Source organism: Mucilaginibacter sp. (genome assembly GCF_025362475.1).
GTDB lineage: Bacteria > Bacteroidota > Bacteroidia > Sphingobacteriales > Sphingobacteriaceae > Mucilaginibacter.
In genome coordinates, this window is record NZ_JANYGH010000050.1 from 39319 (window position 1) to 54810 (window position 15492).

The 15492-nt window shown below is 42.0% G+C and carries 13 protein-coding genes; 1 reads left to right on the forward strand and 12 read right to left on the reverse strand.

Translation table 11 applies throughout. The features are described 5' to 3' along the window. Positions 1 to 404: 404 nt before the first annotated feature. Together Q0R88_RS16455 and Q0R88_RS16460 are read right to left on the reverse strand one after the other, a co-directional pair. Complete coding sequence (locus tag Q0R88_RS16455; protein ID WP_295718074.1) at positions 405 to 2075, reverse strand: hypothetical protein; 1671 nt, start codon at positions 2073 to 2075, stop codon at positions 405 to 407. A gap of 112 nt (positions 2076 to 2187) precedes the next feature. After that, entirely contained in the window at positions 2188 to 2565 is a 378-nt protein-coding gene (locus tag Q0R88_RS16460) for a helix-turn-helix domain-containing protein (protein WP_295718076.1), read from the reverse strand. A 95-nt stretch (positions 2566 to 2660) separates the two neighbouring features. On the opposite strand from Q0R88_RS16460, the gene Q0R88_RS16465 reads away from it, so the two are divergent. Then, positions 2661 to 3035, forward strand: a complete 375-nt coding sequence (locus Q0R88_RS16465) for a DoxX family protein (protein WP_295718077.1) — start codon at positions 2661 to 2663, stop codon at positions 3033 to 3035. Positions 3036 to 3491: 456 nt separating this feature from the next. On the opposite strand, the gene Q0R88_RS16470 is transcribed toward Q0R88_RS16465, so the two are convergent. The 10 genes from Q0R88_RS16470 to Q0R88_RS16515 form a co-directional block, all read right to left on the reverse strand. Further along, positions 3492 to 4793, reverse strand: coding sequence for an ATP-binding protein (locus Q0R88_RS16470; protein WP_295718079.1), 1302 nt, complete (start codon positions 4791 to 4793; stop codon positions 3492 to 3494). After that, on the reverse strand, positions 4777 to 6150 hold the full coding sequence (locus tag Q0R88_RS16475; protein WP_295718081.1) for a sigma-54 dependent transcriptional regulator: 1374 nt from the start codon (positions 6148 to 6150) through the stop codon (positions 4777 to 4779). Before Q0R88_RS16475 ends, Q0R88_RS16470 begins: the two co-directional genes overlap by 17 nt. Before the next feature lie 21 nt (positions 6151 to 6171). After that, a complete protein-coding gene (locus Q0R88_RS16480) occupies positions 6172 to 7356 on the reverse strand; it encodes an FtsX-like permease family protein (protein ID WP_295718084.1) in 1185 nt (394 codons plus the stop codon). A 26-nt stretch (positions 7357 to 7382) separates the two neighbouring features. Then, complete coding sequence (locus Q0R88_RS16485) at positions 7383 to 8609, reverse strand: ABC transporter permease (RefSeq protein WP_295718086.1); 1227 nt, start codon at positions 8607 to 8609, stop codon at positions 7383 to 7385. A 22-nt stretch (positions 8610 to 8631) separates the two neighbouring features. Then, complete coding sequence (locus Q0R88_RS16490; RefSeq protein ID WP_295718088.1) at positions 8632 to 9297, reverse strand: ABC transporter ATP-binding protein; 666 nt, start codon at positions 9295 to 9297, stop codon at positions 8632 to 8634. Positions 9298 to 9392: 95 nt separating this feature from the next. Then, entirely contained in the window at positions 9393 to 10850 is a 1458-nt protein-coding gene (locus Q0R88_RS16495) for a TolC family protein (protein WP_295718091.1), read from the reverse strand. A 129-nt stretch (positions 10851 to 10979) separates the two neighbouring features. After that, positions 10980 to 12227 (reverse strand): HlyD family efflux transporter periplasmic adaptor subunit, encoded by a 1248-nt coding sequence (locus Q0R88_RS16500; RefSeq protein WP_295718092.1) that lies wholly within the window; start codon positions 12225 to 12227, stop codon positions 10980 to 10982. 710 nt (positions 12228 to 12937) lie between these two features. Continuing rightward, positions 12938 to 13276, reverse strand: coding sequence for a response regulator (locus Q0R88_RS16505; protein WP_295718094.1), 339 nt, complete (start codon positions 13274 to 13276; stop codon positions 12938 to 12940). 462 nt (positions 13277 to 13738) lie between these two features. Next, entirely contained in the window at positions 13739 to 14521 is a 783-nt protein-coding gene (locus tag Q0R88_RS16510; protein ID WP_295718097.1) for an NIPSNAP family protein, read from the reverse strand. 198 nt (positions 14522 to 14719) lie between these two features. Beyond that, the gene (locus tag Q0R88_RS16515) at positions 14720 to 15490 is read right to left on the reverse strand and encodes a DUF1080 domain-containing protein (RefSeq protein ID WP_295718099.1); all 771 of its coding nucleotides are present in this window, start codon (positions 15488 to 15490) and stop codon (positions 14720 to 14722) included. Between the last annotated feature and the right edge of the window lie 2 nt (positions 15491 to 15492).

Sequence of the window (15492 nt, forward strand, 5' to 3'; positions counted from 1 at the left end):
ATGATTACATTGTTTACGGAGGGAATTGAGTTCTGTATTTATGTGAATCAGAAACAATAAAGCACTGATAATTTGAACGATAAAAGGTGAAAAGTGAAAGGTGAAAGGTGAAAGGTGAAAGGTGAAAGGTGAAAGGTGAAAGGTGAAAGGTGAAAGGTGAAAAGATTTACGAAGTTTTAAAAACTTCGTAAATCTGGGATTCTACAGTCTGGCTTTGAACGCGGGCAACCGACTCACCCCGGCTATGCTACGCTGGCCGACCCTCTCTTCACCTGCGGTGGAAAGAGGGTTAAGAAGTTTTTTTAAGCCCCCTCTATGCGCAAAGCGGAGAGAGGGAAGACGAGCGAAGCGATGTCGGGGTGAGTCGACTCGACGCCGTGTCTTGCAATTAAGCTAAGAACACTCTACGCCCAGTTAAACTCAACTAACTTACCATTCAGTTTCCATTTTTCGGGCAGCATGGTGTCCATCCAATCCAGTGGTTCGCCTAAGGGTTGTACTTTAGCGGCAGCGGCGAATGCTTTTTTTACAGCGGCCTTTTGTTCGGCGCCCATGGCCTCGGGTTGCCCCGAGACGAATAGTGGTGCACCACTTTCTGCCAATAGTTGAAGCCATTGTTTATTTCTCGCCCATTCAATTTTGGTGGTAAGGCCAACGCAATCCCCATCAACAGCGTAAAATTTATTGTGCTGCGGTAAGCGGAAAGCCAATGTATTTACGCCCATTTTACGCGTTCTGCCCCATTCATTCCCGCTGGTATCATCCCCTATCCTGCACATTTCAAATATGCCCGCACTTAAATGACTCATGGTGTTACAACCAATCACATAAATGCCATCACCCGCTGCCTCACGGATGGAACGATATAGGTGGAGGATGATCTCGGCTGTGGTCTTACTTCTGTCGTTAAAATTCCAGCCGGGCGACGTAATGCTATCCTTCATATCAAAACCCCAGCGGCCAGTAATATCATAGGTGCTAAAATCATGCTTCACCATCTCATAGCCCCACTCCTTGTAAAAATCAAAGTTGCGTTTAACGCGTTCGATATTTTCAGGGATGGTTGGATCGAGGGTTGGATTTTTAGGATCGTCTCTGCCGGGGATCTTTGGAGCCAGTAAACTTGCTTTTTCATCATGACGGGCACAAAGCGGACGCATCCACAAACCTGGGCGCATACCCAGCTTTTTGATCTCATCGCCCAACAGGTGCATATCCTTAAATTTATCATTGGGTTTAGAAAAATCATCATTCCAGCCGCCGTCGCCGGGTAATAAGGGCGAGTAGTTAGCCCAGCCGGCATCAATTACAGAAAACGGCTTGTTATTGGTATCGGTAACCAGCTCGCTCATCATGGCAGTGGTTTGCTTTATCAGGTCGAAATTATTGTTACCATAAGCAAAGTACCAGTCATTAATACCATAAATTGGCTGTTTGGGCAAACGTGGCTTTTCGCACATGATACCACAAAAACGATGATCGGTACGGAAAGGTGTTTCGCCGGGCAGGCCATGTGAAGTGACAATATCCGCAGCATGCAACGTACGATTGCCCAGCAATACACCGTTACCGCCAGAATGTGTATCTAAATTAAGATCGAGACTATCAGCACCTAAACCCCACCAACAAATACTATTAGCGCCCGTTTTTACACCGAAACACGCTGTTTGTTTAGTATCGTGGATAATTACATACCATGGACTTTTACCGCCATTAAAACCGGTTTTCCATTGCAGGTCGCCATAAGAGCGCTCCCAATGATCACCAAGATACTTTGCTGAAGAAGGTGTATTGTGCTTCCATTTTAAACGCACCGAATTAAGTTGCTGGGTTGGCGATTGTATATATACCCCTTTTGCATTTCCATTGGCTTTAACCGTAACCTCGATATCCTTATAACTAAATTTGCTGCCGTTGGTGCTCTTTAGCTTAAACCATTCGGCGCCGGATTGGGCCCAAACCTCATCGGGCAGATTGATGGCTGTTGTTTGGGTTGATGTTGCATAAGGTAATCGACTAAATAGTATAGCCGCGCCGGTAGTTGCTGTAAGTTTAATAAAATGTCGCCTTTGCATAGTAGATGTTTGAATTGGATATACAACATTACTAAAAGGATTTAGGGATTTAAAATGATTGTATTAAAATTGGTTGAAAAGGATAAAAAAATCATACAATAAGCCTTAAGGTTTACATGGCTTTCTTCCGGCTGGCTACTATCCGCTCGCGGTGCTGTATGCCCCATTTCATTAACTCCTCTATCACACTTTTTAATGACCGGCTATATTCTGCAAGCTGATAGGTAACGGTTACAGGCCTGGTTGATTCAACTTTGCGGGTTAAAAACTCATTCAGTTCAAGCTCCCGCAATTCCTTCGACAAAATTTTAGGGGTGATATCGCCCAATGCCCGCTGAATATCATTAAACCGCAGGGGGCCATTTTGCAGGGCGACTATTAATGGCAGTTTCCATTTTCCATTCAGCACATATAGGGTATCACGCACAGCGTTTATACTGGCGTTACAGGCTTCGGGGGTATGAATGTGGTTATCTGTAAGTGTTTCCATATTGATGAACTATCCTAAAGGATACCGCTATCCTTTGGGATAGTAGTATCTTATTGATAGCAAAGATACATAAGTTTGTATAACAAAATACAAACATGAAAGCTACTAAAATTACTTACTGGGTTACTACTTCTATTATTTCATTAATGATGACCTACTCGGCCTTTGCCTACCTCACCAAGCCAGAAATGACACAGGCATTTAAGCACCTCGGTTTTCCCGATTATTTCAGAATTGAACTGGCCATTGCCAAAGTGATAGCCGCCTTATTACTTCTTGTTCCGGTTTTATCCAAAATAAAAGAATGGGCCTATGCCGGATTATTCATCGTATTTATATCCGCCTTTATCGCGCACTCAGCCTCGGGCGATCCTGTTGCTATGCGGGTGGCCCCACTTATATTTTTGGCAATATTGGTGGTTTCTTATGTGAGTTGGGGGAAGAAGAATAAGGTTGCAGCGACAAAATAGTAATTGTCATCGCTGAGAATCCCCCAGGGATAAACCTAAAAAAATGGTGATGACCTATGGCAGGCGAGGCTTTTCGTATAGACGCATATTTGCGTCTCCAGCTATACAGAGCGGATTTACATCGCCGATTTTCACGCGGGAGACGCAAATATGCGTCTCTACAAAACAACACTAACAATCAACTACTTACATAATCGTCATTACCAGCGCAGCACGGCAACCTCGAAACATTACAGGGCGAATATGCACAGTTCGCAATTGCTTGCAATGACATATTTGCAAAAAAACCTTTTGTCATCCTGAACGCAGTGAAGGATCTATTCGCAGACTTTACAGGGCGAAGAAGCATGGCGAATAATAGATCCTCCACTGCGTTTCAGGATGACAAATCTTTTTAAACATTAATTCATCCGTTGCTGTCCCAGCATTTTATTCCTCGTGACATAACTTATTTAACTAATTAAACCACATCACAAACTCCGTTTGCTTCTCCGCAACAGTTTTTAAACTGAACTCAAAACCGTGATTCAGCAGGATTTCCCTTGTTAGGGTAAGCCCTATCCCCTGCCCATCTTTTTTGGTGCTGAAGAATGGTGAAAAAAGATTAGTGCTTTGCTCGGCGGTTATGCCCTTGCCGGTATCAGTGATGATGAGTTTTCTTTCACTGGGGATAAGCGTGAATTTCACCAAACCATCACCATCAATAGATTCAATGGCGTTTTTTACAATATTGATCAAAGCCTGCTCTAGCTGCTGTTCATCGGCCCGTATGTTTACGGCATCATCGGGCAGGTTAAATTCAAACCTAATTCCCTTTTCTTTGGCTTTAATGTCCATTAAGGTGGCGACAGACTGGATAAGCTTCTGAAGTACCATTGGTTGTTTATTGGCAGGCGGCAGCTTCACCAAATCGGCAAAGTTGCGCATAAATAAGTTGAGGTTTTGGTTACGGTCCATAGCTACCTGCAATGCATCTTTCAGTACATCAAACTCATGACCCTCCCAAAGCTGGTGGGTTTTCATAGCCGATTGCATGATGGAATTAACAGGACCAATGGTGTTATTTACCTCGTGCGCCATCATCCTGATCACCTTGCCATAAACCTTTTTCTCGGCCGCCAGAATCTCGGCGGTCAAATCCTCTATCATAATAAAATGGCGAGAAAACCCTCTGTCTACAAAATGCGATTTCTGCAGTTTAAATGAACTTACGCCATCCAGCTTTACTACCACGGTCTCGCCCGATTTTAATGCCCGCATTTGCTCAAATAAGGGGTGCTCCAATTCATGTATAGAGGTACCATGCAGTTGATCCTCAGCAATTGCCAATAACTGCAAGGCCTTGGGGTTTATCTGCTGTATACGATCATCAAAATCCAATATAATGATGCCCGTTGGCGAAGTATAGATCAGTTTTTCTAAAAAGAAATGCTGTTGCTCCTGCCTTGTGCGTTCTGTTCTCAGCTCGTCCATCATCTGGTTATAAACATCAATCAGCGCATCTACCTCGTGTTTGCCGGTTGATAAAAATTTAACATTGAAATCCTTGTCCTTTATAGCTTCTACTCCCTGCATCAATAGTTTTAAAGGGTTTATCAACTGCCGATAAAGCTGTACAGCCACCACAACCGAAATAAGTACAAACGCCTCTGAAGCAATAAAAAAGATCTTGTTTTGGTTAAAAATAAAGTAGGTGAGCACAAGGATTAGCAGGTGCAGTATTACAACAAATAAAACATATTTAGTCCTCAGCTTCATCGTATGGTATCTGGTATTTGTCCAGCCGGCGGTATAGGGCACTTCGCGTAAGTCCCAGGGCCGCCGCGGCTCTGCTTATTTTATTTTTATGGTGATCCATGGCACGCTTTATCATCTCTACCTCTACCTCCTCCAAAGTTAAAGTGCCTACACCCGGCAACTGCATGTTCCCTTTTTTTACCGGCGATAGTTCCAGTTGCGAGCGAAAATCGTCAATACCAAGTTCGTCTTTTTTACTTACCAGTATAGAACGTTCCACCAGGTTTTTCAACTGCCTTATGTTGCCCGGTAAAGGTAAAGTTTGCAGCCACTTCATAGCCGATGGCGCTACAGATAATTTTGGCCTGTTATAGATCTCTTTTAAATTATTAATAAAAAAATCAACCAGTAAAGTAATATCCTTTGGCCGCTCGCGCAAGGCAGGCAGATAAACGGTAATCAGATTTATACGATACAACAAATCTTCCCTGAAAGTACCGCGCGATACCATTTCATTAAGGTTTTTGTTGGTGGCACAAACCACCCGGGTATCCAGCGTTTTGGTACGGCTGCTACCCAGCATTTCGTAGGTCCTATCCTGCAACACCCGCAGCAGTTTCACCTGGCTGCTGGCATCAAGGTCGCCTATCTCATCTAAAAATATAGTCCCCTTATTTGCCATTTCAAAACGGCCCACCCTGTCAAACCGGGCATCTGTAAAAGCTCCCCGGATATGGCCGAACATCTCGCTCTCAAACAAAGATGTGGAAATGCCGCCCAGGTTCACCTTTATAAATGGCTTATTGCGGCGCAAGCTATTCTGGTGAATAGCCTCCGCTATTAATTCTTTACCAGTGCCGCTTTCGCCCATGATGAGGATAGATGCATCTGTGGTGGCTACCCGGCCAATAGTTTCCAGGATATCCAGCATTTTGGAGTCTTCGCCTATAATGTGCTGAAAGTTGTACGTTTTATCCAATTGCTTGCGGGTACGATGCTCCGTTTTTTTATCCTGCAGATCAAGCAGGGTTTTAACCGACTGTAAAAGGTGCTCGTTGTTCCATGGCTTATTAATAAAATCATTGGCACCCAGCTTCATTCCTTTTACAGCCAGTTCGATACTTCCCCAGCCGGTTATCAGCACCACCGGAATAGCGCTGTTAACCTGTTTTATCTTTTCAAGCAAATCCATCCCCTCCCGGCCCGAAGTATCGATAGAGAAATTCAGGTCGAGAATGATCAGTTCAGGACTTTTTTTCTTTATGATCTTAATGGCCTCAGCGGGCTCTTCGGTACTTAACACATCATAACCCTCGCTTTTTAGCAGCAACAAAAGCGAGGTACGTACAGCAATATCATCATCAATAACCAATATCATAATTGCAGGTTAATATCGTAATTATTCTTCGTGTAAAGCAACTGCCGGGTAAATTGCCGCCGCCTGCCTGCCGGGGTACAATGAGCAAACCAGTACCAGCAGGTAAACGAATATGATAGACAGTAACATACCTATAATATAAATATGCGCCGATAGATCAAACACGTTCAGCAACGGAAACTGTATGGCAAAAAACGATCCGATAATGAGCGAAAGCGTAGCCAATATCATAGATTCCATGACCAGTTGCGATGATACCGAGTTACCTGTTGCACCTATCGCCCTGCGTAAACCTATCTCACCTTTACGTTTATTGATGTTGTACCAAAGCACCCCAAACAAACCAAGGGCGACATTGATGATCAGGAAACAGCTTACTATGGATAATACGATCATTGGGATCACCGCGAAGTAATTGGTATCCTTTAATTTATTGGTTAAATGTTCAATTTCAATATTAGAGTTTTTCATGTAACCAGCCATGGTTTTGTAAAGCTTACCTTCAAAAGCAGCATCGGCACCGGGACTAACTTTAACGAGTATTTTACTTAACCACCTGAATGAGCCTGTATCGGCGCGAAAATAAAGGCCAGGACCAGCTTTCACATAGTCGCCGTTTCGTTTTATAGTTTGGATCACTCCTATCACCTTCATTTTCTTTTTATCGTCATCATTACCCAAAAGCTTACCTACGGCCTGTTCTTTTCCAAAAGTGGCTTCCTTTAAATCGGCATCAATCACTACAAGTTTATATTTTGATACGGCGTCTGATTTGTTATACCAGCGGCCTTCCAAAACATCCAAATCCATTGTCTCTTTATAACTGTCTTCTGCTGTAAAATTATTTAGATGATCAATGTGTTTACCTTTAAAAGTTAAACCACCCTGGTTAATCTGGTTCGAAAACGGAACATTGCCGCTCACAAAACTCAAATCTTTTACTTGGGGCAAGGATTTGATGATTTTTCTTAATGTTTCGTAATACAGATCGAGTGAATCTGTATTTTTTGTTTGGTACGAGTTATTAATATTGATAACCCAAACATCCTGGTATTTGAAACCCATAGGCTTTTTGTAGTTATCATAGTAATAAACCATCAGCGTAAACACCGCGAAGAGCACCATAAAGGATACCAGCATCTCGGTCATGAGCAAAAAGTTTTGTTTCTTTTTGTTCCAGATGAGTTTAAATAAATGCTTAAACATAATATTTTGAATTTAATGATGAAAAATTATTGAGCCTTAAGCGCGGTAACCACATTGAGTTTCGACATGCGCCAGGCCGGATACACGCCCGATAGAAAGCCAAAAATAAGGCATGCCAATAGAGCGATGAACAATACCGTAAAGTTGATGCTTAACTGCAGGTTGGCTATCAGATCGGCATTATTAATGGCCCAAAGTGCAATTACAGATAACAAGGTGCCGATGATACCACCCAACAAGGTAAGGATCAGGTTTTCGACTATAAACTGGTAAACCAGCGTTTTTGACGACGCTCCAAAAGCTTTACGCACGCCAATCTCTGACGACCGCTCCATAATGCGGGTAATATTGATATTTACCAGGTTAAGCGTTGGCAACAGCATAAATATGAATACAAATATGCTGATAGCTGTAACCACGATGAATACACCAGAGGAAGCCTCATTACCGGTATCAACATAACTTCTGAAAAAACTGTTGGCATGGCTGTATAAATGTTGATAGTCTTTACTTTCAACCGGTACGCGTTTCATCAGGTTTTCGTATTCGGCCTGCATTTTGGGCACGTCATCTTTCGAGGCCGCCAATAGCACGCCCATGTAGCCGCCGCCATAGCTTTTACTCTTATAATCGGCTTTTGATACCGTATATGGCAGGTAGATATCGCTAAAAAACATATAACTGGTTACGGGCACATTTTTAACCACGCCCAACACCCGGTAATTCACGTTATCCGCCTCGATGTATTTGCCCACAACCGGGCCAACATCGCCAAAATACTGTCGCTTCATATCTTCAGATATGATGGCTACATGATCGGCATTGTCTACCTCTTGTTTGTTAAATGGCTTACCTTCTGTAAAATCGTAATCCATTACATCCCAAAATTCGGCATTGGTATATTTATAGCTTACAGCTATCTTTTTATTATTTACATAGGTATTGGTACCGTTAAAGCCCGATGATATGGCCACTTTAACCGGCGTTTTCATCATACCGGTATAATGACTCAGGAAATAGTAGGATAAGGTGCCCGAGGTCATGTTATCCTTGCCCTTCTGCTCAATGCGGTTGACGTACAATAACCTGTCCCTTTTTTTATCGGGGTAGTTATCGCCAATAACCTTATCTATAAATGCAGTTAACACCATGAGTATGGTAAGCGTAAAGCTGATACCAAACAGGCTGATAAAGGTGAAGAACTTTCTTCGGCGCAATACCGCTATGGCTATTTTAAAATAATTTTTAAGCATAACTTAATTTTTAAGCGGTTAATTATTGAACTTGCGAACCATCAAACAGGCGCACCAAACGGTGTGTTTTTTGAGCCATATTCTCATCGTGTGTAACCATTACAATGGTGGTACCTTCATTACGGTTCAGGTTAATCAGGATCTCCATGATCTCGTTACCCATGGCGCTATCCAGGTTACCGGTTGGCTCATCGGCCAAGATAATGTCCGGCCTGCCCACAATGGCTCTCGCTATAGCTACACGCTGCCTTTGACCACCCGATAACTGGGTAGGGAAATGTTTAACACGGTTAGCTAATCCTACTTTTTCCAGCGCCTCTGTTGCCAGCCTTTTGCGTTCTTTAGCCGTGGTATCGCGGTATAGCAGCGGTAACTCCACGTTATCCAATACCTGCAGATCATTGATGAGGTGATAACTCTGGAAGATAAAGCCCAGTGTTTTATTCCTGAACTGAGCCAGCTGCTTATCATTTAAATTTTCGGTTGATTTATCGGCAATCTTGATCATCCCTTTTGACGGTGCATCCAGCAGACCCATAATATTCAGCAGGGTACTTTTACCGCAACCGGAGGGCCCCATGATGGATAAAAATTCGCCTTTGGCAATATCAAGGCTTATGCTGTTAAGGGCCAGGGTTTCTATAGTGTCTGTGCGGTACACTTTTTCAATGTTTTGTAAACGGATCATATCTTTTTAATTAGTGATTTGTTGAGTTAATGAATTAGTAATTAGGCTGGTTAATTATGATTGACTCTATCAGTGATTTATTGAATTTAAATTATCTATTGGTATGTGATTTTTTTGTTGGTTTCAAAATCGTAAAGCGACAGGTAGCGCAACTGATAGTAGGCTCCCCAAAAATCGCGGAGCGAAGCTACATAATCCCGTTTGGCCTGGTCGTTCTCGCGGAAGGCTATACCGAGGTCGGTGATGCTCAGATCGCCTAAAACATAGCGTTCACGTGCTATCTGGTATTTTTCGGATGCAATACTGTCAGCCTCGGCGGTGTATACCAGCTGCTCTTTCATCACGTTAAAAAGCGATACCTGGGTTACTATCTGCTGTTTAAAAGTTTGCTTATCCTGCTCAACGGCATATTCGGTAAATTGCTGATTAGCTAATGCTGTTTTGGCGCGCGATTTTGAACGGCCCCAATCCAATATCGGCACGGCTAACTGTACCTGCAACACCTGCTGGTTTTGTGAATTTTTATAAACGCCGGGAATACTGGTTGCCGTGTTTGAATAACCCAGGTTGGCATTCAGTGTAGCTGTTAAACCATTTTGGCCCTTTGCCTTGGCCACATCCCTTTTAGCTTCAGCAACACGCCTTAAAAAGGCTATCGCATCCGAGCGATTAGAAAATGCTTCTGCCAAAACTTTATCTGATGATACCTGCATCTGGCTGATGTTCTCGGGCACAGCCAGCACTATCTTCTCCTCTCCCTCCAGCCCGGTATAACTACGTAAATTTAGGGTGGCAATTTCCATATCACGTTTAGCAGTACCTACCGCCTTTTTTGCGTTGATCTGTTCCAGCTGCAATTGCAATATCTCGTTTTTTGATACCTTGCCCAACTCAAATTTAGTATTGGCAATGTTCATGATCTTTTGCGTATTCACATAGTTGGTTTCGGCAATTTTTAAATTAACCTGGGCCAGTAGCAAGTCAAAAAAGAAACCTTCAACATCTATAGCAATCTTTTCCTGCGCCTCAATATAGGCCTGTTTGCTTTCATTATATTTTAAGGGCTCTATTTTTTTGTCCCACTTAAGGCTGTTAAACTGGAAGAGTGGCTGGGTATAACCGATACCGTAAGGGATGCCATTGTACAGAATATTATGCCTGTCGAAATCATCAAACCGTTGCAGTTGGGTGGTACCATAAATAGTACCTCCTGTAGCAGTAATGCTCTGGCTAAAGTTAAGTGCCAACGATGAGTTATCGTTATGAATAGGCTGAAACCTGATGGTACCATCGGGCTGTTGCACCTGCGTAAAGGATTTAGTATAGCCAGGCAGGATACCGCTTAACGACAGCTGCGGCTGGTAATTTGATTTATAGGTACGATATTCCCAATACTTGGTTTCGCGCACGGTGGCAGCTTGCTTGGCAGCTATAGAATTAGCCTTCGCCATTTCAACCACTTGCTGTAAAGTTAAGCGCAGCGTGTCGTTGCTGCCGCCGGCAAATAACTTTGTGCTAATGGTTAGCAATAATATGGAGTATAAAAGTTTCATTTGGCTTTCCTATATTTTTCAATCGTCATTGCGAGGTACGAAGCAATCCCCGAAACACAGAGTAATCCTGCAAATCCGCCCTGCACAGTTGGGGATTGCTTCGTACCTCGCAATGACGTTTATTTTAACTTAATTAGTAATCGTTACTTCTTTTGAGTTTTTATATTCGCTCATGTCTGTTGTAATCACCACATCGCCGGGCTTAACACCATCCTGTATTTCCACATAATCAAAATTAGTGAGGCCGATGTGCACCGTGCGCTTCTCTGCTTTGCCGTTGTTTACCACAAAAATATCCTGAACAGCTGGCCCCTTGAACGCCGGTCCGTTAGCCACCCGCATGATTTTATTATGCGTTGCTGTCACCAAAAAAACATCCACTTTCATGTTTGGGCGAAGCAGTTTGTTAGCCCGGTCATCTAACTGGATATCGAAAGAAATGATGCTATTTTGTATAGATGGGGATACATTGGTTACGTGGCCGCGCAGCTGATTGTCGTTAATACGGATAATAACCGGAATACCACTATGTAACTGATCCATAGAATTATCTGATATACTGCCCGATACTTTGAAACTGCCCAGATCGGCAATACGGGCAAGCGTTTCGCCTTCATGCACATTTGCTCCAATATTTTTATTTACATAGGTGATAACACCTGCACGGGTGGCAACTACATTAGCCAGGTTTAATTTGCGCTGCAATGCGTTGATATCATTTACCTGAATATCGGCCGCTATCTGAGCTTCTTTAATCTCGATCTGCATGGTTTGCTGCTTATTCCTGATCTCGTTTTCCAGTTGTTTTTTCTCTAACTGAGCAACTTTCAGATTAAGCTCGGCCTGTTCAATCCCTTCCCGGGTGCCTCCGCCAGCTTTAAACAACCGTTTGGCATTTTCAACAGCATCAGCCAGGTTGCTGATCCGCAGTTGTTTGATATCGTTATTTGATTGGATATCATAAAAGCTCTTACCGAGATCGAGCTTTAACTTGCTAATCTCGTTGCGCTTAGATTCCAGCGTAAAATTCAGCTTATCAAATTCTGTTTGCGTAGCCGATTTATCAAGTGTGAGTATCGATTGGCCAGGCTTAATTTTATTACCGGCATCCATCAGCGCGCTTTTTATTGATGCATTTATAGGGCTGGTAATGATCTCTTCAAATTCCGGCAAAACCTCGCCTGTAGCGTTAAGCGTATTTTCTATATTGCCTACCTCAACAGTAGCCATAGTTATCTCAGATCTTTTTACCGATGATTTGATGAATCCGCGAAGTACAACTATCAACAGTACCAACACGGTGATGCTTATGACTGTTATCAACGCTCCTTTTTTTCTTTTTTGCGATGATACCTCGAGCGTAATTTCCTTATCCATTGTGATATAATTTGCATAAGGTTTTGCAAGAGCCATACCAATTGTAATAATCTAATTATAAGATACTTATAAATTAAAAGCTTTAAAAAAGTGATCGATATCGGACAGATTTTGTGATAATGAACAGGAGGCGTTTAATTCACTCCAAACGGGCTACGGTGTGTACGCAAGTGAAAAGAGCAGCATGCACCATTAGGTGCTACCTATTTGTAGAAAAGATATACCATTAACTTTTGCCTCGGAGAGGCTACCCTCTTTCACTTTGTTAATCTTTTACCTTGTCAATAGGGGGTTGCACCTATGGAGCAAGCTTGTCGTTTTTTCAAAATTACTACAAACAGGTTGCTCCTAACGGAGCATACTTACTTGTGTACACACGGTAGCCAAACGGGAGGGGTGCGGCTGGAATGCGCGCTATAGCAGGGAGGAGCTTCGCCCGACAACCATCTGCAACGGTGCTTGAACGCCTGATTTAATCCCTACCTCCTCCTTCCCCGAGGAAGGAATTGCACATTACCTCTTCCTTTTTTAGGTCTTCAGAAGACCTATAGCTCTAAGATGAACTATACAGGTCCTGTTTTCAAAGACAAGAATTAAATAACTTGTTGTGTTGGAATGTGAGAAATTCCCTTTAAAATAAAAAGACGCGACTATATAGTAGCCCAGGGGGATGAGCTTTTAACATTTTATACTAATCTGCTAATCAAATTTTACAGCAACCGCCTTATTTTCCCCAACAGATCATCAATTTCAAAAGGCTTGGCAAGAAAGTCATCAGCACCGGCTTCGTAAGCAGAGCGCTCAATATCCCGGCTGGCTGATATCATAATAATGGGAATAGCTTTGGTATCGGCTCGTTGTTTTAATTCGCGACAAATATCGCGTCCGTCTGATCCGGACATCCAGATATCAAGCAAAAGCAAGTCAGGAAACTCCGTTTTCATATCTAAAACAGTAGCTCCATTTACCGTCGACAACACCTCATAACCTTCAAAATCCAAGATGATCTCTACCGCATCCACAATTCCCGGATCATCATCCGCAATCATTATCTTCTTTGTAATTCCCACAAGAAAATCACAGCAAAAATCAGGCCTTTAATATTAATTTTTCATCAAAATTTCACCTTTAAAAATGTAGCATTAGATTCAATAACTTTTACACGGACTGTGCAGAGAAAAAAATAGTATTTCATCAACTTCTCTATCGGCTGATAAATTCCAGCACATAAAATATAAAACACTGAAAATCTGCAACTTTAAATTTTAAAATGGCAATACCCATCAAAGCATCCTGTCAATTCAGGTTGAAAAAGACAGCATAAAAATGCTGGATACTTACAATTCCATCTTTCTTTTCTAAAACTGATAAAAAATGTTCTGGTTGCATTCGGCAAACATTTTATAGCGTTTGCGAGGAAACCTAACTGGACACAGGTGTTATTTCTTTCTCAGCATACAGTTGTCCTGTTTGCTGCATATAAATAAATAGTGAACTCTATTTAAAGAATGTTAATAGTCTGAATAATCTGCCGGGTAAAGAAAGGTGATATCAACATGAGATACATTGTTCTGAAATTCAGCTTTTGCAGATAAGGTTTTCCAATATGCATCTTTGCCAAATGCATCCCAATGCTTATCCCTATCATCCTTATTATTAAAAGTGGTCATGTACATCAAATTCGGCATATGGGCGCCCGATACAACCTCTGAGTAAAACACCGCGTTAAAGCCAAGCCTTTTAAAAAGGCCTATTTCATCACCATCATTAAACATGCGCACTTTGTTGAAGTTATATTTCTCGGTAGCGCTTTCATAACTCCGCAATTCATATATCCTATCGGCTTTGTTTCCGGTAAGTAGCGGTACCGCCGGGGCAGGCATACCAGGGAACGCGTGCAATATCATTATTTCAATACGGGTGTATGGTGCATCCTTATAATCCGCGTTCATATAGTCTTCTCCATCGGTAAAATACTTGGTATCTGCCTGTAGTTTTTTATCAATACCGGTAAGCTTATCCAACGAAGTAAATGGAGTATAAACATAAATACGCCTATCGGCGGTATCCTGTTTTACCGGCTTAAATACACCAACATTAGCAATCCCAGCCCTGTGCAAAGCAGGCAAATAAGCATCTTTTAAATAATGTTCTATTCTATTTTCCTGTTCAAAGGTTTTGAAATGATAAACTTTGAGCTCGTAATAATATCTTTTGGGGGAGGCAGAAACATTCGAAGCAAAAAACAGGAAGCTTAAAAGCAAAGTGATTAAGCGAATAGATATTTTTTTCATGTGGGTTTAAAATTTCGTAAATATAATAGGAAATAGCGTCAGGAGATAAGAATCATGATAAAAGACAATGCACAAAGAATGTAACAATATTAAGCTTTCCGAGACAATCTATTTCGGCATAACAATTTGTCTTTTGTAACATTAAAAAAGCCCGCCAACTAACGCTGGCAGGCTTCTTAAATATCAAAAGAACTTATTTTACAATTCTCTAACCCAAATATTACGGAAACTAAGCGGTTCGCTTTTGTCACCATGGGCTTGTAATTTAATAGGTGCTGCACCATGCTTCTTACCTTCGTAAGATGGTTTACCTATGTATTGGGTTGGACCAAGCAGCTCAAAGTTGTTTTCAACCAATACGCCATTGAAAAATACAGTTGCTCTTGCAGCTGATTTTAGTGTACCATCCTCATTAAATACAGGAGCGGTCCAAACTACATCATAAACATTCCACTCACCTGGTTTGCGACCTGGATTTGCCAACGGAATAACTTGTTTGTACAAACTACCGGCCATACCATTAACATAAGTTTTGTTGTTGTATGAATCTAAAACCTGTAGCTCATAACCAGCATCACCTTTACCTAATGAGGCTAAGAAGATACCACTATTACCGCGGGCCTGGCCTGTACCTGTAATACTTGCAGGTACGCGCCACTCAATATGCAACTGATAATTGGCAAATTTCTTTTTTGTTTCAATATTGCCTGTGCTTTTGTTCACAGTAAGGATACCTCCTTTAACAAGCCATTTTGCCGGGGTCTGATCTTCAACAGATACCCATTCGTCAAGGTTTTTACCGTCAAACAAAATAACAGCGTCTGATGGGGCATCTCCTAATACTTTAGCCGGAGCAACAACTTTTGGAATTGGCTCCCAGGTTTCGGTATCTTCCGGTTTAGCGTTTTGTGCATTAGCCATAAAAAAACTTCCGGCTAAAATGGTGGTTAATATTATTGAATATCTCATTT

What these genes read in the sequence shown, in the direction of transcription:
- Q0R88_RS16465 (WP_295718077.1), top strand. Translation starts at nt 2,661, where the DNA reads ATGAAAGCTACTAAAATTACTTACTGGGTTACTACTTCTATTATTTCA.
- Q0R88_RS16485 (WP_295718086.1), bottom strand. Translation starts at nt 8,609, where the DNA reads ATGCTTAAAAATTATTTTAAAATAGCCATAGCGGTATTGCGCCGAAGA.
- Q0R88_RS16475 (WP_295718081.1), bottom strand. Translation starts at nt 6,150, where the DNA reads ATGATATTGGTTATTGATGATGATATTGCTGTACGTACCTCGCTTTTG.
- Q0R88_RS16490 (WP_295718088.1), bottom strand. Translation starts at nt 9,297, where the DNA reads ATGATCCGTTTACAAAACATTGAAAAAGTGTACCGCACAGACACTATA.
- Q0R88_RS16460 (WP_295718076.1), bottom strand. Translation starts at nt 2,565, where the DNA reads ATGGAAACACTTACAGATAACCACATTCATACCCCCGAAGCCTGTAAC.
- Q0R88_RS16515 (WP_295718099.1), bottom strand. Translation starts at nt 15,490, where the DNA reads ATGAGATATTCAATAATATTAACCACCATTTTAGCCGGAAGTTTTTTT.
- Q0R88_RS16500 (WP_295718092.1), bottom strand. Translation starts at nt 12,227, where the DNA reads ATGGATAAGGAAATTACGCTCGAGGTATCATCGCAAAAAAGAAAAAAA.
- Q0R88_RS16505 (WP_295718094.1), bottom strand. Translation starts at nt 13,276, where the DNA reads ATGATTGCGGATGATGATCCGGGAATTGTGGATGCGGTAGAGATCATC.
- Q0R88_RS16480 (WP_295718084.1), bottom strand. Translation starts at nt 7,356, where the DNA reads ATGTTTAAGCATTTATTTAAACTCATCTGGAACAAAAAGAAACAAAAC.
- Q0R88_RS16470 (WP_295718079.1), bottom strand. Translation starts at nt 4,793, where the DNA reads ATGAAGCTGAGGACTAAATATGTTTTATTTGTTGTAATACTGCACCTG.
- Q0R88_RS16495 (WP_295718091.1), bottom strand. Translation starts at nt 10,850, where the DNA reads ATGAAACTTTTATACTCCATATTATTGCTAACCATTAGCACAAAGTTA.
- Q0R88_RS16510 (WP_295718097.1), bottom strand. Translation starts at nt 14,521, where the DNA reads ATGAAAAAAATATCTATTCGCTTAATCACTTTGCTTTTAAGCTTCCTG.
- Q0R88_RS16455 (WP_295718074.1), bottom strand. Translation starts at nt 2,075, where the DNA reads ATGCAAAGGCGACATTTTATTAAACTTACAGCAACTACCGGCGCGGCT.